The organism is Actinopolyspora mortivallis (genome assembly GCF_003001495.1).
GTDB classification, from domain to species: Bacteria; Actinomycetota; Actinomycetes; order Mycobacteriales; family Pseudonocardiaceae; genus Actinopolyspora; species Actinopolyspora mortivallis_A.
Map to the genome: position 1 here is coordinate 24835 of NZ_PVSR01000032.1, position 24009 is coordinate 48843.

Here is a 24009-nt window from a genome sequence, read left to right on the forward strand (position 1 = left end):
ATCATCGTGGGATGGACACACCGGCCGAGCGTTTCTCCTCCTCCGGGGTGGGGTTGCGTCGTTGGAGGCCCGAGGACGTCGACGAACTGGTCCGGACGGTGCGCCAGTCCCTCGGCCACCTCGCCCCGTGGATGCCCTGGGCCCGCCACTACGACCGTGACAGCGCCCTCGGGTTCCTGCGTGACAGCGTCTCCGGGTGGCGGTCCGGGAAACAGTTCGACTTCGCGGTGCTCGACGAGCACGGACTCGCCGGGAGCGTGAGCCTGATGCCCCGGGCGTGTGCCGGAGTGGAGGTCGGGTACTGGCTGCACCCCTCCCGCACCGGTCGGGGAGTGATGACCACGGCGGTGGCGGTGCTGACCGACGAGGCCTTCCGTCGCGGGGCGCTGCGTGTGGAGATCACGCACGATCTGGCCAACGTGCGCAGCCGCGGTGTTCCCGAGCGCCTCGGCTATCGGCAGGTGGGAACCCTGCCTCCCGCCCAGCCGGTGGCGCCCGGGGGATGCGGGATCGAGATGGTCTGGCGCAGGGAGCGGCCTTTGGGGCACTCCCGCTGAGCTTCGCCCCGGTGGGAGGGCCTCGGTGCCCCGCCCCTCGTCGTCCGGCGTTGTCGCCGTCGCTCGATTACGCTGACTCCGTCAGAGCAGCTCGCGTCCCGGGGAGGCGGAACGGGGGGCGTCCGTCTCCGGGTTTTTCCGTGTGAGTGGTGCCCGCTGCGGTCGAGGAGGGGGCGATGACCGGGGGGACGGATTCCGCGCACACCCGTTGGCGTTATCGGCGGGGACTCGGCGGTGAGATGCTCGCCGAGGTCCTCGGAACCTTCGTACTGATCCTGCTGGGATGTGGTTCGGTGGCCGTCGCGGTGGCCGCCCTGCCCGAGTCCGGTCGGCAGGTGACCGAGTTCGGCCCCGCCAACTGGCTGATCATCATCTGGGGATGGGGGTTCGGGGTCGTCTTCGGGGTCTACGTGGCCGGCGGGGTCAGTGGGGCCCACATCAACCCGGCGGTGACGCTGGCGTTCGCCGTGCGCAGGAGCTTCCCCCGGTACAAGGTGGTGCCCTACTGGTTCGCCCAGGTGGTGGGGGCCTTCCTGGCGGCCGCCGTGGTCCACGCCGTCTACGCACCGGCGCTGCGGGCCTTCGAGGTCTCCTCGGGGACGTCGCGCGCGGAGTCACTGGACACCTTCTCGGTCTTCGCGACGTTTCCCGCCGAGTACTTCGGCGGGGGATGGTGGGGACCGTTGCTGGACCAGATCGTGGGGACGGCTGTGCTGGTCGGGCTGATCTGCGCGCTGATCGACCGACGCAACATGGCCCCCGCCTCCAACCTCGGGCCGTTCCTGATCGGGATGGTCGTCACCGTGGTCGGGCTGACCTTCGGCCCGGGAGCGGGGTACGCGATCAACCCCGCGCGGGACTTCGGCCCCCGGTTGTGGACCTATCTGGCCGGGTGGCAGGAGCTGGCTTTTCCCGGCAGCTACGAGTGGTTCTCCTGGTACTTCTGGATCCCGATAGTCGGACCGCTGGTCGGAGGCGTGCTCGGCGCCGTGGTCTACGACCTGTTCGTGGGGCACGTGCTGGCGGACAGGGCCGCGCCGGAGGTGGGCCGGGTTCCCGAATAGACCTGCTCCGGCGAGCTCGGGAAGGTGCGGGGACCCGTTCGTACCGTGGTGCGGTGGGACCGGTGACGGGGTCAGCCGTCCCGCCCCAGCAGGGACAGCAGCGGTGCCGCCTTGGTCAGGCACTCCCGCCACTCGGCCTCGGGGTCGGAGTCGGCCGTGATCCCGCCTCCCACGCCGAAGGCCACCTCGCCCGCGGCGTACTCCAGGGTGCGGATGGCCACGTTGAGTTCGGTGCCGGCGACCGGTGAGGACATGCCGACCGAGCCGCAGTAGACCTCGCGGGGCTGGTCCTCCAACTCGGCGATGATCTCCAGTGCCCGTTCCTTCGGCGCCCCCGTGACCGAGGCGGGAGGGAACGCCGCCCGCAGCAGTTCCGCGTCGGGCAGGCCCCGGGGCAGCTCGGCCCGCACCTCGGAGACGAGGTGCCAGACCCCCGGGTGCGGCTGCACGCGGAGCAGTTCGGGGGTGGTGACGGTGCCGGTGGTGGCCACTCTGCCGAGGTCGTTGCGGGCCATGTCCACGATCATCACGTTCTCGGCGATGTCCTTGGTCGAGCCGCGCAGCACGTCGGCGTTGTGCTCGTCCTCGGGTCCGCGCCGGGGCGTGGTTCCCTTGATGGGGCTGCTGCGCACCACTCGGCCGTGACGGGCGAGGAACAGTTCCGGGGACAGCGAGGCCACCGCGCCCCAGTCGCCCGCCACGTAGGCGGCCCTGGCGGGGTGGAACCGGGCGCTGCCTGCGGTGAACAGCTCCAGCGGGTCCCCGGTGAAGGGCAGGGTGAACCTGCTGCACACGTTCGCCTGGAAGATCTCGCCCGCGGCGATCTCCTCCACGCAGCGGCGTACCGCCTTGCGGTGCAGGGCCGGGTCCGGGCGGTGGACCTCTTCGCAGGCGGGAACGTGCCCGGCGGGGGTGGCGCCCGCGTGTTTGACCAGCTCGCCGAGCTCGGCGAGCAACTCCCTCGGCTCCCGGTGCGCGAGCGCCTCGAACCACCACCGGCCGGTGGTGTCCCGGCGGAGCACGTGGTCGGCCCAACCCCAGGCCGCCGGCGGCAGCCGCTGTCGTGGCAGTCGTTCCCGGGCGGCCGGGTCGGCCAGGCCGTAGCCCAGGTAGCCGATCCAGCCGCCGCCGACCGCCTCCGGCGGAGCATCCGGGTCGGGCAGAACGGTGGGCTGGTCGTCGACGCACCGCAAGGCCGTGTCCGGCCGGTGGGCCTCGACGTGGACCGAGGGGACCAGCACCGCCTCGCCGCCGAACCACTCTCCGGTCAGGGCCGCCGGGGAGGCGAGCCCGCGACGGCTCGCTCGTTCGCGCAGCGTACGCAGTACCTCGGCGGCGGTGGCGTCTCCTTCGAGAGACCGGGTGAACAGTCGCACACCGCCAGTATGCAGCGACGGATCCGCTCCCCCGCCCGGTCACCCGAATCGAGTAATCCCGCTCACCGCTACAGTCGGGGGCGTGCGTTTCGTACTCGCTTCCGCCTCCCCCGCCCGGCTGTCCGTGCTGCGCGCCGCCGGGATCGAACCGGTCGTCCGGGTCTCCGGCGTGGACGAGCGAGCCGTGCAGGAGTCGTTGTCCGATCCCGCTCCGGCCGAGCTGGTGACGGCTCTGGCCACGGCGAAGGCCGAGGCCGTCGTCGAGCGGGTGGCCGCCGACTTCGACGAGGCGGTGATCGTCGGTTGTGACTCGATGCTGTGGGTCCCCGGAGAGGAGGGGGACGAGCTGGTCGGCAAACCGGCGACCGCCGAGCTGGCGGCGCGGCGCTGGGAACGGATGGCCGGTGGTTCCGGTGAACTGCTCACCGGGCACGCGGTCCTGCGGCTGAGCGGGGGCACCGTCGTCGACCGCGTCGGCGACCACCTCTCCACCGGGGTGCGTTTCGGGGAGCCCTCCGCGCACGAGCTGGACCGCTACATCGCCACCGGGGAGCCACTTCGGGTGGCCGGGGGGTTCACCCTGGACGGACTCGGCGGTTGGTTCGTCAACGGGGTGGACGGGGATCCCTCCAGCGTGATCGGTATCAGCCTTCCGCTCACCCGTTCCCTGCTGGCCCGGGTGGGCGTCGAGGTGGTCTCGCTGTGGAACCGCGCGGAGAGTGTCGAGCAGGCTCCCTCCCGGGCCGACTCCGGCTCCGTCGTGTGATCGTGACCACCCCGTCGGGCAGACGGGAACAAACCCGATCGTGGGGTTGTTGACCACGGACGCGATGACACCCCGAACGAACCGGAGCCCCGCCCGGTATCTCACGCAGCGCCTGCACGTCGATCTGCGACGGCAGGCCAGTTGTATTTGTCGCCGGTGAACCTCCGGGACAGGTAGAGTCCGCCCACCGTGGGTGGTCGCCCTGCGACTCGGGCAGTAGCGGACTCCCGTCACCCGGACGAAATTCCCAGTACTCGTATTTCGAGCCCATCGGGGCGCGTGGTGACGTGCCCCGGTAAAACCTGCTTTCCGGGAGACAACAAGTGTCCGAGACACAGGTCGCATCCTCACGTCGACGCGGTTCCTTCTTACGTTTCAACCCGAAGGTGTTCGCCCTGGCGGTGATCGCCTCCCTCCTGCTCGGAGCCCTGCTCGGTTGGGTGGCCGACTCCACCGGGGCGGAATGGCTCGTGACGACCCTGGACACCGTCGGGTCCACGTTCACCAAACTGCTCACCTTCACGGTGCTGCCGTTGATCTTCACGGCCATCGTGGTCGGCATCACCAGCCTGCGCACCATCGGTGGGGGGCGTACGGCGGCCAGGCTCGGGGGCAAGACGGCCCTGTGGTTCGCGCTGACCTCGCTGGTGTCCGTGCTGATCGGTATCGGAGTGGCCTCCCTGCTGCGCCCGGGACAGGGGGTCGACATCACCCCCGACCAACAGCGGGTGGACGAGGTCAGTGAGATGAGCGGTGGCTCCTGGCTCGACCTCGTGCAGGGGCTCGTGCCGGAACACCTGGTCGGGGCCTTCGCCGAGGGCGAGACCCTCCAGGTCGTCTTCGTGTCGCTGCTGGTGGGTGCGGCGGCCTACAGCCTGGGGGACAAGGCCAAGCCCTTCGTCGAGTTCAACAAGGCCGTCTTCGAGATCATCCAGCGGGTGCTGGGCTGGATCATCCGGCTCGCCCCGCTCGGCACGCTGGGGCTGATCGGCAACGCCGTGGCCACCTACGGCAACGAGTTCTTCACCCCGTTGCTGAAACTCACCGGAGCCACCTACCTCGGCTGCGCGCTGGTGCTGTTCGGTCTCTACCCGTTGCTGCTGTGGTTCGTGGCCCGCGTCAGCCCGGCCCGGTTCTTCGGCAAGGCCTGGACCGTGCTGCAGTTCGCCTTCGTGTCCCGGTCCTCCGGGGCCAGTCTGCCGTTGAGCAGGCAGGCGGCCGTCAACCTCGGGGTGGACCGCTCCTACGCGAGTTTCGCCGTCCCGCTGGCCACGACGACGAAGATGGACGGCTGCGCGGCCGTGTACCCGGCAGTGGGGTCGCTGTTCATCGCGAACCTGTTCGGGATCGAGATGGGACTCGTGCAGTACCTGACGATCGTGGCCGTGGCGGTGTTCGGCGCGATCGCCACCGCTGGGGTCACCGGCTGGTTCACCATGCTGACCCTGACGGTGGGGGCGCTGGACTTCCCGCCCGCCATTATCGCCACGGGAATCGCGATCGCCTACGCGGTGGACCCGATCATGGACATGATGCGCACGATGACCAACGTCGCGGGGCAGATCACGGTTCCGACCGTCGTGGCCCGGACTGAGGGGATACTGGACGACGAGGTGCTCAACGCTCCCTCCTCCCCGCTGCTGGTGGACGGGAGTCCGGAGGACCCGGAGGCCGGGCAGAGCTCCCGGGAGGAGCCCGTTCTCGCCAAGGCGTGACGAGGACTCCCCCGGCGGGGCGAAACCCACCGGGGGAGGAGAGCGTTGTGGTGCGGGGTGCCGAGCCGGGGCCCCGCACCGCGTGTTCCGCTCGTCCTCGGAGCGCTTCCCCGGCGGTGGGAATCGGGGGATGGGGACGCGTACTCGCCACCACCTGTCCGGATGAAGGGGGAAGCTCCTAGACTCTCTGAAGGTCTACGTTGTCGTGACAGGAGGTACGGGGTGCCCGAGCAGGACTCGACCACACAGAACCGGTTGCGCAAGGTACTGATAGCGAACCGCGGGGAGATCGCTGTTCGTGTCGCGCGGGCGTGTGCCGATGCGGGGATCGCGAGTGTGGCGGTCTACGCCGCCCCGGACGCCGAGGCCCCGTTTGTCCGTCTCGCCGACGAGGCCTTCGCGTTGGGTGGGTCCACGGCGGCCGACAGCTACCTCGACATCGGCAAGGTGATCGAGGCCGCCCGGCGCAGCGGCGCCGACGCGGTGCACCCCGGATACGGCTTCCTGTCGGAGAACGCCGACTTCGCCCAGGCGGTGCTCGACGCGGGCCTGGTGTGGATCGGCCCGTCCCCGCGCGCCATCCGTGATCTCGGGGACAAGGTCACCGCCAGGCACATCGCCACCAGGGCCGGCGCCCCGCTGGTGCCCGGCACCCAGGATCCGGTGTCCGGCTCGGACGAGGTGGTGGCCTTCGCCGAGGAGCACGGACTGCCGGTGGCGATCAAGGCAGCCTTCGGCGGCGGGGGACGTGGGCTCAAGGTGGCCCGCACCCTGGAGGAGATCCCCGAACTGTACGACTCGGCCGTGCGGGAGGCCGAGGGGGCCTTCGGCCGTGGCGAGTGCTTCGTGGAGCGCTACCTGGACAAGCCGCGCCACGTGGAGGCTCAGGTGCTGGCCGACCAGCACGGCAACGTGATCGTGGTCGGTACGCGGGACTGCTCGTTGCAGCGTCGGCACCAGAAGCTGGTCGAGGAGGCCCCCGCCCCGTTCCTGTCCGAGGAGCAGCGGGCCCGGATCCACGAGGCCGCCAAGGGGATCTGCTCGGAGGCCGGCTACCACGGTGCCGGAACGGTGGAGTTCCTGGTGGGCGCCGACGGGACCATCTCCTTCCTGGAGGTCAACACGCGCCTGCAGGTCGAGCACCCGGTCTCCGAGGAGACCACGGGGATCGACCTGGTGCGCCAGCAGTTCCTGATCGCCGAGGGCAGGCCGCTGGAGATCACCTCGGATCCGGAACCCCGGGGACACTCCATCGAGTTCCGGATCAACGGGGAGGACGCCGGGCGCAACTTCCTGCCCACCCCGGGCACGGTGAGCGAGTTCGTGCCGCCGGCCGGACCCGGTGTCCGGGTCGACGGGGGTGTCGACAGCGGCAGTGTCATCGGGGGACAGTTCGACTCGCTGTTGGCGAAGGTGATCGTCACCGGTGCCGACCGGGCCGAGGCGGTGCAGCGTTCCCGCCGGGCCCTGGACGAGATGCGGGTGGAGGGCATCGCCACGGTGCTGCCCTTCCACCGGGTGGTGCTGCGTGATCCGGCCTTCACCGGCACCGACGGTTTCGCGGTGCACACCCGCTGGATCGAGACCGAGTTCGAGAACACGATCGAGCCCCACACCGGCGGGACCGAGCCCGCCGAGGAGGAACAGCGCAACCGGTACACCGTGGAGGTCGGGGGACGTAGGCTGGAGGTCTCGTTGCCCGCCTCCTTCGCCACCGCCGCCCCCGCCGCTGGTGGTGGCGGTGAGAAACAGGGTGCGGGCAAGCCGCGCAAACGCCGCGCCTCGGGCGGGGGAGCGGCTCCCTCCGGGGACGCCGTCACCGCCCCGATGCAGGGCACGGTGGTCACCGTGGCCGTCGAGGACGGCCAGTGGGTGGATGCCGGGGACAAGCTCCTGGTGTTGGAGGCGATGAAGATGGAGAATCCGGTTACCGCCCACAAGAGCGGGACCGTCACCGGGCTGAAGGCGCAGCCGGGTGACTCCATCAGCCAGGAGAGCACCCTCTGCGAGATCAAGGACTAGGTTCGTGGCCGGGCAGGGCAACGAGTTTCGTGTCGGCGACCGGGACCGGGACCGCGCGGTCGCCCTGCTCGGCGAGCACTTCTCCGCGGGGCGTCTGGAGGTCGACGAGTTCGACGAGCGGTGCGGGCGTGCCGCACGGGCACGGTACCGCTCGGAGATAGCCGCCCTGTTCGCCGATCTGCCCGAGCCCTACCCGGAGGTGCTCGCCTCTCCCGCCCCGACCGGTTCGTCGGAGTCCGGCAGGCCCGCCCGCCGTCGCGTGGGGGCGGGTGTGGTGGCGGGCTCCGTGTTGCTGGTCATGCTGGCTCTGCTGTGGTTCACCAAGCAGGTCTGGATCGTGCTTCCGCTGGTGGGGTTCTGGTTCTTCTGGTTCGCCACGCGGGAGTGACCGGGGCGCGTCCGCCGTGTGTTCTCCACTACGGTGAACCACATGCGTGCCCGGACAAGGGTCATCCGGTGTTGTCTGCCGGGGCTGCTCGGAGTTCTGCTGCTCGGTGGCTGTGCGGTGCTGGCTCCCCAGCGGAGCGCCGAGGAGGGGCCCGTGCCTCCCGAGCCGGTTCCGGTGCCCGCCGAGAGCACGGTCTCGTTGCCCACCCGTCCGGTGGAGCTGTCCCTGCGGGGGCTGGAACCGTGCGGTGTGCTGAGTCAGCGGCAGCGTGCCGCGTTGGGGTTCGACCGGGACCCGTTGCCCGGCGTGGAGCGGGGGTTCGCGGACGCGGGAACCTGTAGTTACCGCAACAGCAGGGCCAAGGTGGGCGCGCGGTTGGCTCTGGTCACCGGCGAGGGGGTTCACGTCTGGACCAGTGACACCGCGCAGGTGCGGGCGAGCCCGGTGACCGTGGAGGGAATGCCCGCCCTGGTCATCAGGACACCGGGGCTGGATCTGGCCTGCAACGTCGCCGTCGACGTGGCCGAGGGGCAGCACTTGGACGTGCTTTACCGGGACGACGGGGCCAGCCCGCCACCGCCGCTGGACCGGTTGTGCGCCGGGGCCCGTCGTGTCGCCGAGGCCGCCGTGCGGAGTCTGTACACCGTCTCCACCGGGACACCTCCGGACTGACTCCGGCGGGCAACCGTCCCACGAACGGGTTTTTCACCGCCTGTGACCAATAATGCCCGCGATCGGAGTACTCCCTGCGGCCCTTCCGAGCCATTAAGGTGGGACGGTAGGTACCCGACAGTGGAGGGTGTTCGTGCCGGACAGTTCCCCTCGGGACGGTGTGACCGGTGCACTTCCGCCCACGGAAGCTGCCGGACGCGCCGGTTCCATGAGTGTCGAGCCGTCAGCCGTTCCGAACCTGATCGAAGCTCTGCAGTCCTCGCTGGACTCGGTGGGAGTCCAGATCGGACACGCCGTCACCGAGCTCCGCATACGTCCCTGGGCCGGCGACCCCGTCAGCACCGGCACCGCCGAGAAGTTCAACGAGCGTTCGGTCGGCGGAGAGCAGGCGGCGCTCACGGCGTTGTGCGGCTATCGCGACCGGTTGCAGGAGGCTGTGGACGCCCTGCGTTCGGTGGAGCGCGAATACCGGGGAACCGAGGAGTCCAATGTGACCCGGTTGCACACCGGATGCTGAGTCGTGGCGGGGAAGGCGGAATGACGGACCACCGCTGGCAGGGATACACCCACGCCGAGCTGTTCGAACTGCTGCACCAGGGGCCGGGCCCGTCCGCTTCCGGGACCTGTGCCCGGCGATGGAGCGAGCTCGGCCGGGCACTGGAGGAGATCGACGACGACCTGCTCGCGGCCCTGCGCGGCTCCGGCGCGGAGTGGCAGGGCGAGGCGGCCGAGAGCGCGCGCCGGGCGCTGACCCCACTGGAGAACTGGGCGCAGCGCGCACGGCAGGCGGCCGAGTGGATGCGGTTCTGCTCGGAACAGCAGGCCGACTTCGTCGCCCGGGCACGTGCGGAGATGCCGGCACCGGTGGAGATCACCACCGAGAGGCCGAATCCGGTCACCTCCACCCTGGTTCACCTGTTCGGTGGGCAGACCGACTACGAACAGCAGGAGCGCGAACAGGAGGCGGCCGAGCAGCGCGCCTTCGACGTGATGCGGAAGTACCAGGACTCCTCCGAAGCCAACACGACCGCGCTGGCCTCCTTCGAACAACCGCCCGGGGTGGTCGTGGACGTTCCGCGCACCACCTCCGGGAGTGCTCCCACCGGGGAGATCACCCTCTCCTGGGGACACTCCGGCAGGGGTGGGGCTTCCGCGGTGCCGGGGGCCTCGACCTCCGGCACGGGGACACGTTCCCCCGGCGGAGCGCGTACCACGGTGCCGGGTCGTCCGGCGGGTGCCGTCGGCGGCCCGCACGGACACGGGACCGGCAACGCGGGTCGGAACACCGGCGCGAAGACGTCCTCCCGGGATGTGGAGGACGAGCGGGAGGAGTCGTTCGTGGAGGTGACGGACGCGCCCGGCGGGAGCGGTCCCTTCGACGAACCGCGTGCCCCGGTGCGTCCCGTGATCGGCGGTGATCTCGGTTGAGCGTGCCGCTCGACGCTGCCACCACCGGCGAACCCGTCGAACTGTCCCTGCTGGAGTTCGACGTGCTCGTCGAGCACCTGGGCCTGGGCGCGGTTCCCCTGGTGCTCAGGACACCCTCGCCGGGCAGGACCCACACCGAGCGCCGTGAGCTCGTCGAAGGCGTCTGGCGGAGTGTCGAGGAACGGAAGCTGGGGGCGAATGGCGAACTGGACGAGGAACTGGGGCGTGTGCTGCGGCTGCTCGACTCCCCCCGCCGCGAGGTGGACGGACGCTGCTGGTTGGGGCGGAGTGTCCGCGTGCTCGTCGCGGGAACGGGGTGTTCCGAGTCGGACGAGGCCGTGCTGGTGGTCAAGGAGGAGGACCGGGTGCGGGTGCGCCCGGCGGCGACCACCGGTATGCCCCGGGAGGCGCTGACGGTGCTTCCCGATCTCCCGGCCGGGGAGGGGCGTTCGGTCACCCTGCCCAGCGAGGCGCTGGACGCGGCGGCGGAGGAGGCCGCCGACGATCCGATGGCCCTGCGGGACGCGCTGTACCGGCGGGGGGTGCGTGCCGAGGACGCGGAGATGCTGACCGGGATGCTCGACGGCGTGAACCACCGGGGCCAGTTCGGGGTCGCCGTCCGGGGACGCTCCGGAAGGCGGCGGGGGGACCACGTGGTGGGCTTCTTCGACTCCGCCGGGGGGCGCTACGCCCAGTTGCGCACCCCGGCTCCCTCCGGGGAACCCTGGAGCACGATCACACCCGTCGGGCACCGGGGGCTGCTCGCTCGGGTGGAGGAGCTGCTGCTGACCACGGCCGAGCGGGCCCTGGCCGGGCACTGAAGGAGCCCCCGAGCGGCCCGTACCCGGCGCGAAGACGACTCCGCGCCGGGCGGGCGCCCGTCGGACGGATCAACTCACCGGCTCGACGAGTTCCTCCCGTGCCTCGGGTGCGGCGACCCGGGTGGCGTCGGCGGCCTGGTCGTCGGGCTGGTTCTGCGACTCGCGCTCGGCCCGCACCCGAGCGCAGTAGCGCTGCACCTCGTCGGAGACGCGCTGCTCGTCCCAGTCCAGCTCCTCCCCGATCAGTCGCGCCACCTGCTCGGCGCACTCCGTCCCCCGGTGTGGGTACTCGAACGAGATCCGGGTCCGACGGGTCAGCACGTCCTCCAGGTGCAGCGCCGCCTCGTTGCGCACCGCGTAGACCACCTCGGCCCTGAGGTAGTTGGGAGCCTCGTCGATCGGCTTCAGCAGCTCGGGGCGTTGCTCGCCCAGCGCGAGCACCTCGTGGACCATCGAGCCGTACCGGTCGAGCAGATGACGCACCCGGTGGGGGTGCAGACCGTGGGCGGCCGCGATCTGGTCGATCTGGTTGACCAGCGCGTGGTAGCCGTCGGCCCCCAGCAGCGGCACCTTGTCGGTGATGGACTCGGCCATCCGGCCCGAGACGTCGTTGGCGACGGCGTCCACCGCGTCCTTGGCCATGACCCGGTAGGTGGTGTACTTGCCGCCCGCGATCGCGACCAGTCCGGGGACCACCCTGGCCACGGCGTGCTCCCTGGAGAGCTTCGAGGTGTCGTCGCTCTCCCCGGCGAGCAGGGGACGCAGGCCCGCGTAGACCCCCTCGATGTCCGAGTGAGTCAGCGGCGTGGCCAGCACGGTGTTGACGTGTTCGAGTATGTAGTCGATGTCCTTCTTGGTGGCGGCCGGGTGCGCCAGGTCGAGGTTCCAGTCGGTGTCGGTGGTTCCGATGATCCAGTGGTTGCCCCACGGGATGACGAACAGCACGGACTTCTCGGTGCGCAGGATGAGGCCGCTGTCGGAGACGATGCGGTCGCGGGAGACGACCACGTGCACACCCTTGCTGGCCCGCACCCGGAAACGTCCCCGGCCTCCGGAGAGCCGTTGCAGCTCGTCGGTCCACACCCCGGTCGCGTTGATCACCGCCTGGGCGCGGACCTCGGTCTCCCTGCCGTCATCGACGTCGCGCAGCCGCGCCCCGGCCACCCGGTCGGCCTCGTGCAGGAAGTCGACCACCTGGGTCGAGGTGCGGACCACGGCCCCGTAGCGGGCGGCGGTGCGGGCCACGGTCATGGTGTGCCTGGCGTCGTCGGCCTGGGCGTCGTAGTAGCGGATCCCCCCGATCATGGCGTCCCGCTTGAGCGCGGGCACCATCCGCTGTGCCCCGGCGCGGGTGAGGTGCTTCTGCCCGGGCACGGAGCGCGCCCCGCCCATGCGGTCGTAGAGCAGCAGCCCGGCGGCGGTGTAGGGGCGTTCCCAGATCCGGTGGGTCAGCGGGTAGAGGAAGCTCACCGGTTTGACCAGGTGCGGCGCCAGCCGGTTGAGCATCAGTTCCCGTTCGTGCAGGGCCTCGCGCACCAGGGAGAACTCGAGTTGTTCCAGGTAGCGCAGCCCGCCGTGGAAGAGTTTGCTGGACCGGCTGGACGTTCCCGAGGCCAGGTCGCGCGCTTCGACCAGCGCCACGCGCAGTCCCCGCGTGGCGGCGTCCAGCGCGACGCCGGCTCCGGTGACTCCGCCACCGATGACGACGACGTCGAACTCCTCGTTGCCGAGTCGGCGCCAGTTCTCCTCGTGCTCCTCGGGGCCGATCTTGCCCTGCTGTCCGGCGGTTTCCGGTTTGTCACTGGACACCTGTGTCCTCCTCGCTCGTTTCGCAGCCCACCGCCGAGGAAGGCGGAACGGCTCACCGCGAGTGCACCCGACAGCGGTCATGATGCCGGATGAACACGCCGCGCGCGTGGTGTGCGCCGTCCGGCGGCCGGAGGGGTCAGCCTGCTCGGCGCACCGTGGCCCCTCTGTTGCGCAGCACCTCGACCTCGGCCTCCGGGGTTTTCGAGTCGACGATCACCGTGTCGAAGCGCTCCGCCGGTGCCACCGCGTGCAGGGCGCGTCTGCGGAACTTGGTGTGGTCGACGTAGAGCACGCACCGGCTTGCCGAGGCGAGCATGGCCTTTTTGAGCTGCACCATTTCCTGTTGCGGATAGAAACAGACACCGTCTGTCACGGCGGAGACGGACATGATCGCCAGATCCACCCGCATTCCGCGGAGCGCGTCCAGCGCCATGCCCCCGACGAAGGCGTCCGCCCACGGCAGGAAGTCGCCTCCGACGCAGATCAGGTGAATTCCCTGCTGTCCGGCGAGCTCTCCGAACACTCCGCGGTGGTTGGTCACCACGGTCAGCGGTGCGCGGTCCGGAAGCAGCCTGGCCAGGTACACGCCCGTGGTGGAGTCGTCGAGCATCAGTGCCTGGCCGGGTTCGACGAGGTCGATCGCGGTTTTGGCGAGTTCGGTCTTCTCGGCTTCGTTCTGCTGCATCCGGTACTCGGAGGCGGCCTCGTACAGCAGCGAGGACGCGGCCGAGACGTATCCCCGGTTGCGGTGGACGAGTCCCTGGGACTCCAGTTCCGCCAGGTCCCGGTACACGGTCATCGCGCTGGCGTCCACGGTCGTGATCAGGTCGTCGATGCGCAGGGTTCCCTCGGCCATGACCAGCTCGGTGATCCTGCGTCTGCGGTCCTGTTGGCGTCCGGACGGTCGCCTGCCCTGCGTGGCCATCGTCATCCCTCTCGTGCCACTCCTGCTACACGGACAGCTGCCATCCTCTACCGCCTCCGAAGTGCCCTTCCGCCGTGTGGCTCGACCCGCCCGAGGCCGGGGAGTTCCGCCGGACACCCCGATTGAATCACCTGAACCGATAAAAACATCAATGAGAGGTTATTGCAATGTTTATTTTCACAGGTCTAGTGTGACCCAATCTTCCGTCAAGCTGCACCCGCAGTTATCACCCGAAGGAGGTAGTAGCGGTGCGGTGGTACGAAACACACGGAACTCCCGCCCGGCGGGAGCGGAGACCGGCACCCGGCGGGGTGTCGGGTGACAGCGTTGGAGGTTCGAGATGAACGCGGGCACGATCTTCATCTACGAGCTGCTCGGCACCGCCACGTTGACCCTGCTCGGCTGCGGGGTCGTCGCGAACGTGACCCTGCGCAACACCCTCGGCAACAGCGGGGGGTGGCTGCTGGTCAACTTCGGCTGGGGCTTCGCCGTGTTCGCGGGTGCGAGCATCGCCGCCCCCACCGGGGCGCACATCAACCCGGCCGTGACCTTCGGACTGGCCGTGAACGGGCAGCTCGACTGGGCCGACGTGCCGGTCTACCTGGCGGCACAGGTGATCGGTGGTGCTCTCGGTGCCGTGGTCTGCTGGCTGGCCTACAAACTGCAGTTCGACACGCACGACGACCCGGCGAACACGCTGGGCATCTTCTCCACCGGCCCCACGGTCCGCAGCGGTCCGTGGAACCTGGTCACCGAGATCATCGGCACCTTCGTGCTGGTGTTCTGGATCCTGCTCAGCCCCGGTGCCTCCGCCGGACCGAACGGGATCCCCGAGTTCGGCAACGCCGCGCTGGGCTACGCCGCCGTGGCGTTCATCGTGATCGGTATCGGAAGCTCGCTCGGTGGACCCACCGGGTACGCGATCAACCCCGCGCGGGATCTCGGACCGCGCGTGGCCTACTCCCTGCTGCCCATCCGGGGCAAGGGCTCCGCGGACTGGGGCTATGCCTGGGTGCCGATCGTCGGCCCCCTCGTGGGTGGGGCACTGGCCGGAGGGCTGGCGCTGGCGCTGCCCGCCGTCTGATCGCGCGAGCGCGGGAGCCGGTGGCACCGGAGACCGCGCTGCTCCGGGTGGTCGGGGATCCGGCAGGGAACCCCGGAAGCACGTTCTGCCCGCCCGTCGAGGAACGGGCATTCTCGGATCCGACACCGTCGTATCCGTCCGACACGCGTCTGGAAGGTAGTGAAGAGCATGGCCTCCTACATCGCAGCCATCGACCAGGGGACCACCTCGACCCGGTGCATCGTCTTCGACCACGCCGGACAGGTGGTCGCGGTCGACCAGGTGGAACACCGGCAGATCCTGCCCCGGGCCGGATGGGTCGAACACGATCCGATGGAGATCTGGACCAACACCAGGCAGGTGTGCGCGGGCGCCCTGGCCAAGGCCGATCTGGTGCTGTCCGACATAGCCGCCGTCGGGATCACCAACCAGCGGGAGACCACCGTGGTCTGGGACCGTCACACCGGAGAACCGGTCTACAACGCGATCGTGTGGCAGGACACCCGCACCGACGGCATCGTCAGCGAGCTGGCCCGGGGCGAGGGCGGGCAGAACCGCTACCAGTCCCGGACCGGCCTGCCGCTGGCCACCTACTTCTCCGGGCCCAAGATCCGCTGGATCCTGGACAACGTGGACGGTGCCCGGGACAGGGCCGAGCGGGGCGAGCTGATGTTCGGCACCATGGACACCTGGGTGCTGTGGAACTGCACCGGAGGCACCGACGGCGGGCTGCACGTCACCGACCCGACCAACGCCTCCCGCACCATGCTCATGGACCTGCGGACCCTGAGCTGGGATCCGGACATCTGCGCCGAGTTCGGCGTGCCCATGTCGATGCTGCCGGAGATACGCTCCTCCTCCGAGGTCTACGGCCACTTCAGGAGCAGGGGTGTGCTCGGCGGGCTGCCGATCTCGGGAATCCTGGGCGACCAGCAGGCCGCCACCTTCGGCCAGGCCTGCCTGACCCCCGGCGAGGCCAAGAACACCTACGGAACCGGCAACTTCCTGCTGCTCAACACCGGGACCGAGCCGGTGCTCAGCGAGAACGGGCTGGTCACCACGGTCGGGTACAAGATCGACGACAAGCCCACCGTGTACTGCCTGGAGGGCTCGATCGCCGTGACCGGCTCGCTGGTGCAGTGGCTGCGGGACAACATCGGGCTGATCGGCAGCGCCCCCGAGATCGAACAGCTGGCCTCCGAGGTCGAGGACAACGGGGGAGCCTACTTCGTGCCCGCCTTCTCCGGACTGTTCGCCCCGCACTGGCGCTCGGACGCCCGCGGTGTGATCGCCGGACTGACCCGCTTCGTCAACCGCGGACACCTGGCTCGGGCCGTGCTGGAGGCCACCGCCTTCCAGACCCGCGAGGTGGCCGAGGCGATGAACGTCGACTCCGGCGTGGACCTGAAGGCGCTGAAGGTCGACGGCGGCATGGTCAACAACGAGCTGCTGATGCAGTTCCAGGCCGACATCCTCGGTGTCTCGGTCATCCGCCCGAAGGTCAACGAGACCACGGCGCTGGGAGCGGCCTACGCGGCGGGACTGGCCGTGGGCTTCTGGTCCGGGGAGAAGGACATCCGGGCCAACTGGGCCGAGGACAAGGTCTGGGAGCCGAAGATGTCCGAGCAGCTGCGTGAGCAGCAGTACCACGAGTGGCAGAAGGCCGTCACCAAGACCTTCGGCTGGGTCGAGGAGTGAGTCGACGCGAAGGGGACGGCCCGCGCGCGTGACGGCGGACGGTGTCGCACGGAAACCGGTGGGGCCCGCGAGTGCGCGGCGCCCCACCGGGGCGTGTACCGTTCCGCCCGGAACCGGCCGGTTCCCGTGGGAACGGCGTCACGGACGCGAGGTGGGTATGCGGCAGTATCCGTCCGGGGGACGGGCCTCCGGTCCGAACACACTGTGCTTTCGGTGCGGCGGCTTCCGGAAGGTCAACGCACCCCGCCTGTACATGATCCAGGCGACCGAGGACACCCGCGCGGGGATGACCCTCGGGGAGTGGAGAACCTGCCCCGCCTGCCGTGGTTCGGGGCGGTTGGACGGGCTGACCCCTCCCGCGTGAGGAACGGTGTCGCCGGCCGGGAGCACACTCCTCAGCCGGGCAGTGCCGAGGCCCGCCACGCGTGCGGCCCCGGACGCAGCGGGCGACGCCCACCCGGGTAACGCAGCGCGCTCGCCCGGTCGGCCCACACCGACATCCGGGCCGGCTCCCGAGTGGGCCGCTGTTGTCCGGCAGCGGCCAGACCCGCCAGCGTCACCGTCAGCGCCGCGAGTTCGGCCTCGTCCGGGTTGCCCCGTTCGATCCGCAGCCACGGTCGTGCCGCACCGAGCTCCGGGGACTCGGCGACGCCCTCGATCTCCGGGGCGGCGGAACCATCCTCTGTCATCGCGTACCTCCGTGTGCGGGTTCTCCCGTCGGACGCGCCCGCCGGGAACGGGGAGCGGCGACGCCCGTGGGCCACGCCGGCGGTCACGGGCGTCGCGGATTCTCCGCGGTTCACAGCGGGATGTTGCCGTGTTTCTTCGCGGGCAACGACTCCCGCTTGTCACGCAGCATCCGCAGCGAACGTGCCAGATACCCCCTGGTGTGCGAAGGGGGGATGACCGAGTCCACATAGCCGCGCTCGGCCGCCACGTAGGGGTTGCACAGGGTGTCCTCGTACTCCTGCTGCAACCGCGCCCGCACCGCCTCGACGTCCTCCCCGCGCTCGGCGGCCTCGGAGAGCTGACGCCGGTAGAGGATGTTGGTGGCTCCCTGCGCGCCCATCACGGCGATCTCGGCGGTGGGCCAGGCGAGGTTGATGTCGGCTCCCAGGTGCTTGGAGCCCATCACGTCGTAGGCCCCGCCGTAGGCCTTGCGGGTGATCACGGTGGCCAGCGGGACGGTGGCTTCGGCGTAGGCGTACAGCAGCTTGGCGCCGCGACGGATGATCCCGTTCCACTCCTGGTCGGTGCCAGGGAGGAAGCCCGGGACGTCGACGAAGGTCACCACGGGGATGTTGAAGGAGTCGCAGGTGCGGACGAACCTGGCCGCCTTCTCGCTGGCGTCGATGTCCAGGGTTCCCGCCAGCTGGGTGGGCTGGTTGGCGACGATCCCCACGCTGTGGCCCTCGATGCGGCCGTAGCCGACCACGATGTTCGGGGCGAACAGCTTGTGCACCTCGCAGAACTCCCCGTCGTCCAACACCCGGGTGAGGACCTCGTGGATGTCGTAGGGCTGGTTCGGGGAGTCGGGGATCAGGGTGTCCAGCTCGTGGTCGGAGTCGGTGAGCCCGTCGGTGACCGAGCCCTGCTCGGCCGGGGTGTCCAGCACCGGCGGCTCGGTGAGGTTGTTGGAGGGCAGGAAGGACAGCAGCTCCTGCACGTAGGAGATGGCGTCCTCCTCGTCGGAGGCCATGTAGTGCGCGTTGCCGGACTTGGAGTTGTGCGAGTGTGCGCCCCCGAGCTCCTCGAAGCTGACGTCCTCGCCGGTGACGGTTTTGATCACGTCGGGACCGGTGATGAACATGTGCGAGGTCTCGTTGACCATGACGGTGAAGTCGGTGATCGCCGGTGAGTACACCGCCCCGCCCGCGCAGGGGCCCATGATCAGCGAAATCTGCGGGATGACCCCGGAGGCGTGGGTGTTGCGCTTGAAGATCTCGGCGTAGAGGCCCAGCGCGACGACCCCCTCCTGGATGCGGGCCCCTCCGGAGTCGTTGATCCCGATCAAGGGGCACCCCGTCTTGAGGGCGAGGTCCATGACCTTGACGATCTTCTCGCCGAAGACCTCGCCGAGCGAACCGCCGAACACGGTGAAGTCCTGCGAGAACACGCACACCCGACGTCCGTCCACGGTGCCGTATCCGGTCACGACCCCGTCACCGTAGGGGCGGGAGGCGTCCATTCCGAAGTTCGTCGACCTGTGCCTGGCGTGCTCGTCCAGCTCGACGAAGGAACCCTCGTCGAGCAGCATGTCGATCCGTTCGCGCGCGGTCTTCTTGCCTTTGGCGTGTTGTTTCTCCACCGCGCGTTCGGAGCCGGCGTGTACGGCCTCGACGTTGCGTCGATACAGGTCGGCCAGTTTCCCGGCCGTGGTGTGGATGTCCGGCTCGCCGGTGGGCGGTTCACCGATCGGTTCGGTCGCACTGCTCATGCCCGGCAGCCTAGCCAGGGGCGGTGGCGTCCCACGAAGAGGTGGCCGGTGACACGTGTCACCCGTGCTGAGCGGCGGGGCGGTCTCCCGTTCGGGAAGGCTGCGCGAGCACCTAACCTGGTCGCATGACGAGCCCGCCCCCGCTGGACGCCGACGCGCTGCGCGCGCGTCTGGTCGAGAACGGACCGTACACCGCGCTCGACGTGGTGACCGTGACCGGTTCGACCAACACTGACCTGGTCGCCGCGGCCAACTCCGGCGCGGCCGACCGGACGGTGCTGGTCGCCGAGGAACAGCAGGCCGGGCGGGGCAGGATGCGGCGCTCCTGGGTCTCGCCGCGGCACTACGGCTTGCACGTGAGTGTGCTGCTGCGGCCGGTGGTGGCCGCCCACTCGGCGTTGTCCTGGGTGCCGCTGCTGGCGGGCACGGCGCTGGCCGAGACGGTGCGCGAGACCACCGGGCTGGACGCGGTGCTCAAGTGGCCCAACGACCTGCTGCTCGGTCACCAGCGCAAGGCCGCCGGCATCCTGGCCGACGCCGTGTCCACCATGGACGGAATGGCCGTGGTGCTCGGCATGGGGGTCAACGTGCACCACGAGTCCGCCGACCTGCCCGAGAGCGCGGGAGGGCTTCCCGCGACCTCGCTGGCGGCCGAGGGCGTGAAGGTCGACCGGACGGAACTGCTGGCCACCCTGCTGGAACGGCTCTCCCGGGCCGAGTACCAGTGGCGGACCGGGGCCACCGACGGAGTGGAGCGCGGACTGCTCGAACGCTACAGGGCACTGTGCTCCACGCTCGGGATGCGGGTGCGGGTGGAACTGGGAGGAAGTCGGGTGCTCGAAGGCACGGCACGGGACGTGGACGAACACGGAAGGCTCGTGGTGCGCGGCAGGGACGGAGTGCGCACCCCCCTCTCGGCCGGTGACGTGGTGCACCTGCGCCCGGCGGAGAGCTGATCGGTGGCGAAGACCCGTACGACTCGGGAACCCCGGGGGAGGACCGGTACGGTGATCGGTGCTCGCTGCGGACCCGACAGGGAGGGGACCCATGGCCTACCCCGACGATCTCCTCGGCGAGGGGGAGCACGTGCTGCTGCACCGGCACCCGCACTGGAAGACACTGTGCGGCCCGCTCGCCGCGCTCGTGCTCCTCGTCGGTGCGGGCGGATGGCTCGCCGTGGCGGCCGCGCCCGGCTCGTGGTGGTTCCCGCTGCCGTGGGTGGTGCTCGGCCTCGGCGGGGTGCTGCTGCTCTGGCTGGTGCTGGCTCCGCTGTTGCGCTGGGCGACGACCCACTTCGTCGTCACCAGCCACCGGCTGATGATCCGTGAGGGAGTGCTCACCCGCTCCGGGGTGCACATCCCGGTGGCGCGGATCAACAGCGTGCAGTCCCGCCGGAGTCTGCTGGACCGGATCCTGGGCAGCGGGACGCTGATCGTCGAGTCGGCTTCGGACGAACCGCTGGAGTTCGAGGACGTGCCCGGGATCGACCGGTTCCAGTCCCTGCTCCACGGCGCGGTCGACGACGAGTCCCACGGCGAGCGGTTCGGTGGCTGAACGCCCCGGTCCGGTCGAGCCGGCCCTCGCTGCGGGCGCAGAGGCCGAAGAACACCAGCCGGGTGCCCGTTCGCCCGAGTACCCCACGGCCCGACAGGGCACTGCCGGCGGCGGAAGGAGAGTTGTATGGGTGTGCGCGAAATCGGTCTTCCCGAGGTCACACGCTCCCCGGAACCCGGTGTTCCGGAACGGGTGACCATCTGGGAGGTCGGTCCCAGGGACGGGTTGCAGAACGAGAGCGACGTGGTGCCCTCGGAGACCAAGCTCGAATTCCTCAACCGGCTCAACGCGGCGGGGCTTCCGGTCATCGAGACCACGAGTTTCGTCCACCCGGAGTGGGTGCCGCAGCTGGCGGACGCCGCCGAGGTGCTCGACGGACTGTCCCGCAAACCGGGGGTGCGTTACCCGGTTCTGGTCCCCAACGAACGCGGCCTGCACCGGGCCCTGCAGGCGGGTGTGGAGGACGTGGCGATCTTCGCCTCGGCCACCGACAGTTTCGCCCGCCGCAACCTCAACAGACGGGTCGAGGAGCAGTTCGAGATGTTCCACCCCGTCGTCCGCAGGGCCGTCTCGGCCGGACTGCGCGTGCGCGGCTACCTCTCGATGGTCTTCGGGGACCCATGGGAGGGGCCCGTGGCCGTCGACCAGGTGGTCAACGCGGGCAGACGGCTGCTGGAGATGGGGTGTGACCAGCTCTCGCTCGGCGACACCATCGGGGTGGCCACCCCGGGCCAGGTGGAGACCGTGCTGCGGGCCTTCGTCGCTGCGGGCGTGTCCGTCGACCGGCTCGCGGTGCACTTCCACGACACCTACGGCCAGGCCCTGGCGAACACCTACGCCGCGCTGCGCCAGGGGGTGTCCACCGTCGACGCCTCGGCAGGCGGTCTCGGCGGATGCCCCTACGCCGCCTCGGCCACCGGGAACCTGGCCACCGAAGACCTGGTGTGGATGCTGGACGGGCTGGGTATCAAGCACGGTGTCGACCTGAAGATGCTGGTGGACACCAGCACGTGGATGGCGGAACGGCTCGGCAAACCCAGTCCTTCCGCCGTGGTCAGGGCACTGGCGCTGTGAGTTCGGAGGGACGGGCGCGCCCGCCCGCCGCGACGCTGCACACGGTTGAGGGGGCACCGCTGCTGCTGTGGCGGTTTCCCGCTCCGTTGTTGGCGGTCTCCTCGGCGGTGTACGGCGGCGGGCTGGGAACGCGGCACTGGGTGCTCAACGCGACCGTGCCCAGCGGTTACGACCGGTCCGACCCGGAGGGGCACGTGGCCGAGCTCGCCGGGGAACTGGGACTGGACGGCGTGGGCAGCGGTCTGCTGACCGCGGTGGACGTGCGCCACGAGGTGACGGCCACGGAGTCCGGGATCCGGGCCGGCGTGACCACCGGCGTGGGCCAGCCGGTCTGGGCGGCCCACGAGGGGGCGGACACGCCCTCCGAGGTCCACGTGCCGGGCACCATCAACGCGGTGTGTTTCTGCCCCGTGCGTCTGAAGGAGTCGGCGCTGGTCAACCTGGTGTCCACCGTGGCCGAGGCCAAGACCCAGGCGCTGGTGGAGGCCGGGGTCCCCGGCACGGGAACCTGTACCGACGCCACCGTGGTGGTGTGCCCGGCCGACGGCGACCCGGAACCGTACGGAGGTCCGCGTTCGGCGGTGGGAGCCCCGCTGGCGCGGGCCGTGCACCGTGCGGTGAGCGAGGGACTGCGTGTCGACGGTCCCGGGGGACGCTGAGCGAATCCCTTTTCCGGACGGGCCCGGGGAAGCCGTGGAACCGCGTGCGGCCTCGGGCACGTCCGAGAAGCGACACGTCGCACCCGTCGTGCCGCCACCGGGTGGCAGGGTCGTGGGAGGAAGGTGAGTGCCCGTGAGCACCGAGCACCGGGCGCGGGTCGAGGAGCTGGTCGCCGACTACCGCAGGAGCCGTGAACGCGCCGCCGAGCTGAGGGCGGAACTGGCCACGTTGGAGGAGACGGTGAGCAGTGAGCGGGCCACGGTGTCGGTCACCGTCGGCTCCGGTGGAGCGTTGCGTGACCTGTGGCTGTCCGACCGGGCCTACCAGCAGCACCGCCCCGCCGAACTGGCCGAGCTGATCGTGCGCCTGTCCGGCACGGCGGCGGAACGGGTGGCCCGCCGTGCCGACGAGGTCGTCGCCGAGACACTGCCCCCCGGATCCGATCCGGCGGCCCTGCGCGGACACCTCCCGGAGATCCCCGCCGCGCCCGTGGAGCGGCGGAGCACACGGCCGGGCGGGGACGAGGACGCCGAGGAGCCGGAGGAGCACCATCAGCGCAGCTGGTTGCGGGACTGAGCGAGAACGGAACGGAGCGGTGATGAACGGATTCCGTGGCGATCTCCGGCGGCTCACGGAGCAGTCCGGGGCCTTCGAGGAACACGCGGCGACCGCGCGCGGGATCGCGGCCGAACTGCGCGAGGCGCTCGAACGCACCGGGGACTGTTGGGGAACCGACGAGGCGGGCACCCGGTTCGCCGAGCTCCACCTTCCGGGAGCGCGACGTGCCCTGGACACTGTGGACGAGCTGTCCGAACGGCTCGGTGCGCTGGGCGGGAAGTTCGCCCACACCGCCGAGGAGTACGACCGGGCCGACGAGGACGCCTCGGCCCGGCTGCGGGCCGTGGACGGCGCTCAGCGGGGACGGGAGTGAGCCGGTTGGGGATCGAACTGCCCGCCGAACTGCGCGAGGTCGCCGAGCGCACCGGAACGCACTGGCCGGAGGCCGACGAGGACGCCATGCGGGAGGCCGCTCGTGCCTGGCGCGCGGCGGCCGAGTCGCTGGCGGCGCTGGCGCGGGCCTCGGACGCCTCCGCCCAGCGGGCCCTGGCCGCCTTCGAGGGTGAGGCGAGTCGGGCGGCCCGCCGGGAGTGGGACGGTTTCGTGGACCCGGACTCCGGGCGTCTGCCGGTGTGCGTGCGCGAGTGCACCGCCGCAGCGGACCGCCTGGAACACGCGGCGGGACAGGTGGGTGCGGCCAAGGTTCGGATCGTGCGGGAGCTGGTCGCGCTGGCCAAGCACCTCGACGTCGCGGAGAACACGACTGCGGGACCGGTGGCCGAGGCGGAGGTGCGGGCGCTCACCGACGCCACGGCCACCAACGTCGCCGAACTCAACCACACCCTGGTCCGAGCGGTGGACCGTGAGGGTGGGGTGACGGTGGAGGCGGTGGACTCGCCGCTGTCCGGACGGGCGGGGGCCGAGGGCGGTGTCCCGGATCCGGGGGTTCCCGAGGCGGTTCGGGGCGACCTCGAAGCTCCGTCCTCGGCGGGGGCCGACCACCCCGCCGGTGCGGCGGCCGTGCGGACGGTCGGGGAGGCCGCCGGGTCGCCGCCCGAGGTGCCCTCCCCCGAGTCCCCGGCGGAGGAAACCGGGGTCCAGCCGCCACTCGTACGGGACGACCAGGCTCGTCCCGCTCCGGCCGAGGCGGCCGAACAGGCGCCCGCTGCCGGGTTCGACCGGTCGCCGGAGTCTCCCGTTCGGGAGACGACGGGGCCGGTGGCGCCGGAGACCGTGCAGGCGGCCGAACAGGGGAGGGACGAGGCCGATCCCGACACGGGACCGATCCCCGCCGTCGGCGGCCGGGGCGGTGCTCCCTCCGGAGGGGATCCGCGGACCACGCCCGGGGCGATGCACCAGGCGTGGGCCGCGCCCCAGCCCTCCGAGGCCGCCCCCGCACCGCGCGCCGGCGGTCCCGTGGGG

The 24009-nt window shown here is 70.6% G+C and carries 26 protein-coding genes; 21 read left to right on the plus strand and 5 right to left on the minus strand.

The window, feature by feature from the left end:
- Positions 1–11: 11 nt before the first annotated feature.
- Both CEP50_RS15450 and CEP50_RS15455 read left to right on the plus strand, forming a co-directional pair.
- Positions 12–557, plus strand: coding sequence for a GNAT family N-acetyltransferase (locus CEP50_RS15450; RefSeq protein ID WP_106114658.1), 546 nt, complete (start codon positions 12–14; stop codon positions 555–557).
- Positions 558–733: 176 nt separating this feature from the next.
- On the plus strand, positions 734–1621 hold the full coding sequence (locus tag CEP50_RS15455; protein ID WP_106114659.1) for an MIP/aquaporin family protein: 888 nt from the start codon (positions 734–736) through the stop codon (positions 1619–1621).
- A 71-nt stretch (positions 1622–1692) separates the two neighbouring features.
- Here the strand turns inward: CEP50_RS15455 and CEP50_RS15460 are convergent, their stop codons facing one another.
- Positions 1693–2997 carry an aminodeoxychorismate synthase component I gene (locus CEP50_RS15460; RefSeq protein ID WP_106114660.1) on the minus strand — a complete coding sequence of 435 codons (1305 nt, stop codon included), beginning with the start codon at positions 2995–2997 and terminating at the stop codon, positions 1693–1695.
- A gap of 82 nt (positions 2998–3079) precedes the next feature.
- On the opposite strand from CEP50_RS15460, the gene CEP50_RS15465 reads away from it, so the two are divergent.
- The 9 genes from CEP50_RS15465 (at position 3080) to CEP50_RS15500 (ending at position 10809) form a co-directional block, all read left to right on the plus strand.
- On the plus strand, positions 3080–3763 hold the full coding sequence (locus tag CEP50_RS15465; RefSeq protein ID WP_106114661.1) for a Maf family protein: 684 nt from the start codon (positions 3080–3082) through the stop codon (positions 3761–3763).
- A 64-nt stretch (positions 3764–3827) separates the two neighbouring features.
- Positions 3828–3923 carry a putative leader peptide gene (locus CEP50_RS20920; protein WP_374957100.1) on the plus strand — a complete coding sequence of 32 codons (96 nt, stop codon included), beginning with the start codon at positions 3828–3830 and terminating at the stop codon, positions 3921–3923.
- 163 nt (positions 3924–4086) lie between these two features.
- Complete coding sequence (locus CEP50_RS15470) at positions 4087–5478, plus strand: dicarboxylate/amino acid:cation symporter (protein ID WP_106114662.1); 1392 nt, start codon at positions 4087–4089, stop codon at positions 5476–5478.
- A 222-nt stretch (positions 5479–5700) separates the two neighbouring features.
- Complete coding sequence (locus CEP50_RS15475; protein WP_106114663.1) at positions 5701–7500, plus strand: acetyl-CoA carboxylase biotin carboxylase subunit; 1800 nt, start codon at positions 5701–5703, stop codon at positions 7498–7500.
- Between the two features lie 4 nt (positions 7501–7504).
- Complete coding sequence (locus CEP50_RS15480) at positions 7505–7888, plus strand: DUF1707 SHOCT-like domain-containing protein (protein ID WP_106114664.1); 384 nt, start codon at positions 7505–7507, stop codon at positions 7886–7888.
- A gap of 42 nt (positions 7889–7930) precedes the next feature.
- Complete coding sequence (locus tag CEP50_RS15485) at positions 7931–8560, plus strand: DUF3558 domain-containing protein (protein ID WP_181188410.1); 630 nt, start codon at positions 7931–7933, stop codon at positions 8558–8560.
- A gap of 208 nt (positions 8561–8768) precedes the next feature.
- Entirely contained in the window at positions 8769–9077 is a 309-nt protein-coding gene (locus tag CEP50_RS15490; protein ID WP_258175298.1) for a hypothetical protein, read from the plus strand.
- A 20-nt stretch (positions 9078–9097) separates the two neighbouring features.
- Positions 9098–9988 carry a PPE domain-containing protein gene (locus tag CEP50_RS15495; protein WP_106114666.1) on the plus strand — a complete coding sequence of 297 codons (891 nt, stop codon included), beginning with the start codon at positions 9098–9100 and terminating at the stop codon, positions 9986–9988.
- 2 nt (positions 9989–9990) lie between these two features.
- Positions 9991–10809, plus strand: coding sequence for an ESX secretion-associated protein EspG (locus CEP50_RS15500; RefSeq protein WP_258175302.1), 819 nt, complete (start codon positions 9991–9993; stop codon positions 10807–10809).
- 69 nt (positions 10810–10878) lie between these two features.
- Here CEP50_RS15500 and glpD read toward each other — a convergent pair whose 3' ends face one another.
- Together glpD and CEP50_RS15510 are read right to left on the minus strand one after the other, a co-directional pair.
- Complete coding sequence (glpD, locus tag CEP50_RS15505; RefSeq protein WP_106114668.1) at positions 10879–12618, minus strand: glycerol-3-phosphate dehydrogenase; 1740 nt, start codon at positions 12616–12618, stop codon at positions 10879–10881.
- 136 nt (positions 12619–12754) lie between these two features.
- Positions 12755–13549, minus strand: a complete 795-nt coding sequence (locus tag CEP50_RS15510) for a DeoR/GlpR family DNA-binding transcription regulator (RefSeq protein ID WP_106114669.1) — start codon at positions 13547–13549, stop codon at positions 12755–12757.
- A gap of 334 nt (positions 13550–13883) precedes the next feature.
- On the opposite strand from CEP50_RS15510, the gene CEP50_RS15515 reads away from it, so the two are divergent.
- From CEP50_RS15515 to CEP50_RS15525, 3 genes are all read left to right on the plus strand, one after another.
- The gene (locus tag CEP50_RS15515; protein ID WP_106114670.1) at positions 13884–14627 is read left to right on the plus strand and encodes an MIP/aquaporin family protein; all 744 of its coding nucleotides are present in this window, start codon (positions 13884–13886) and stop codon (positions 14625–14627) included.
- A gap of 168 nt (positions 14628–14795) precedes the next feature.
- Positions 14796–16304, plus strand: a complete 1509-nt coding sequence (gene glpK, locus CEP50_RS15520; RefSeq protein ID WP_106114682.1) for a glycerol kinase GlpK — start codon at positions 14796–14798, stop codon at positions 16302–16304.
- Between the two features lie 157 nt (positions 16305–16461).
- The gene (locus CEP50_RS15525; protein WP_106114683.1) at positions 16462–16668 is read left to right on the plus strand and encodes a hypothetical protein; all 207 of its coding nucleotides are present in this window, start codon (positions 16462–16464) and stop codon (positions 16666–16668) included.
- A gap of 31 nt (positions 16669–16699) precedes the next feature.
- On the opposite strand, the gene CEP50_RS15530 is transcribed toward CEP50_RS15525, so the two are convergent.
- The gene (locus CEP50_RS15530; RefSeq protein ID WP_258175300.1) at positions 16700–16993 is read right to left on the minus strand and encodes an acyl-CoA carboxylase subunit epsilon; all 294 of its coding nucleotides are present in this window, start codon (positions 16991–16993) and stop codon (positions 16700–16702) included.
- 110 nt (positions 16994–17103) lie between these two features.
- Positions 17104–18741 carry an acyl-CoA carboxylase subunit beta gene (locus CEP50_RS15535; protein WP_106114671.1) on the minus strand — a complete coding sequence of 546 codons (1638 nt, stop codon included), beginning with the start codon at positions 18739–18741 and terminating at the stop codon, positions 17104–17106.
- A 125-nt stretch (positions 18742–18866) separates the two neighbouring features.
- On the opposite strand from CEP50_RS15535, the gene CEP50_RS15540 reads away from it, so the two are divergent.
- From CEP50_RS15540 to CEP50_RS15570, 7 genes are all read left to right on the plus strand, one after another.
- Complete coding sequence (locus CEP50_RS15540; RefSeq protein WP_106114672.1) at positions 18867–19697, plus strand: biotin--[acetyl-CoA-carboxylase] ligase; 831 nt, start codon at positions 18867–18869, stop codon at positions 19695–19697.
- A 91-nt stretch (positions 19698–19788) separates the two neighbouring features.
- Positions 19789–20295: a PH domain-containing protein gene (locus tag CEP50_RS15545; RefSeq protein WP_106114673.1), complete on the plus strand. Its 507-nt coding sequence runs from the start codon at positions 19789–19791 to the stop codon at positions 20293–20295.
- 126 nt (positions 20296–20421) lie between these two features.
- The gene (locus CEP50_RS15550) at positions 20422–21369 is read left to right on the plus strand and encodes a hydroxymethylglutaryl-CoA lyase (RefSeq protein ID WP_106114674.1); all 948 of its coding nucleotides are present in this window, start codon (positions 20422–20424) and stop codon (positions 21367–21369) included.
- Positions 21366–22028, plus strand: coding sequence for an adenosylcobinamide amidohydrolase (locus CEP50_RS15555; RefSeq protein ID WP_106114675.1), 663 nt, complete (start codon positions 21366–21368; stop codon positions 22026–22028). The genes CEP50_RS15550 and CEP50_RS15555 overlap by 4 nt, the downstream gene beginning before the upstream one ends.
- Positions 22029–22161: 133 nt before the next feature.
- Positions 22162–22605 (plus strand): YbaB/EbfC family nucleoid-associated protein, encoded by a 444-nt coding sequence (locus CEP50_RS15560; RefSeq protein ID WP_258175301.1) that lies wholly within the window; start codon positions 22162–22164, stop codon positions 22603–22605.
- A gap of 22 nt (positions 22606–22627) precedes the next feature.
- The gene (locus CEP50_RS15565) at positions 22628–22960 is read left to right on the plus strand and encodes a hypothetical protein (protein ID WP_106114677.1); all 333 of its coding nucleotides are present in this window, start codon (positions 22628–22630) and stop codon (positions 22958–22960) included.
- The coding region (locus tag CEP50_RS15570; RefSeq protein ID WP_219905507.1) for a WXG100-like domain-containing protein at positions 22957–24009 on the plus strand (1053 nt) is incomplete at its 3' end. The genes CEP50_RS15565 and CEP50_RS15570, both read left to right, overlap by 4 nt.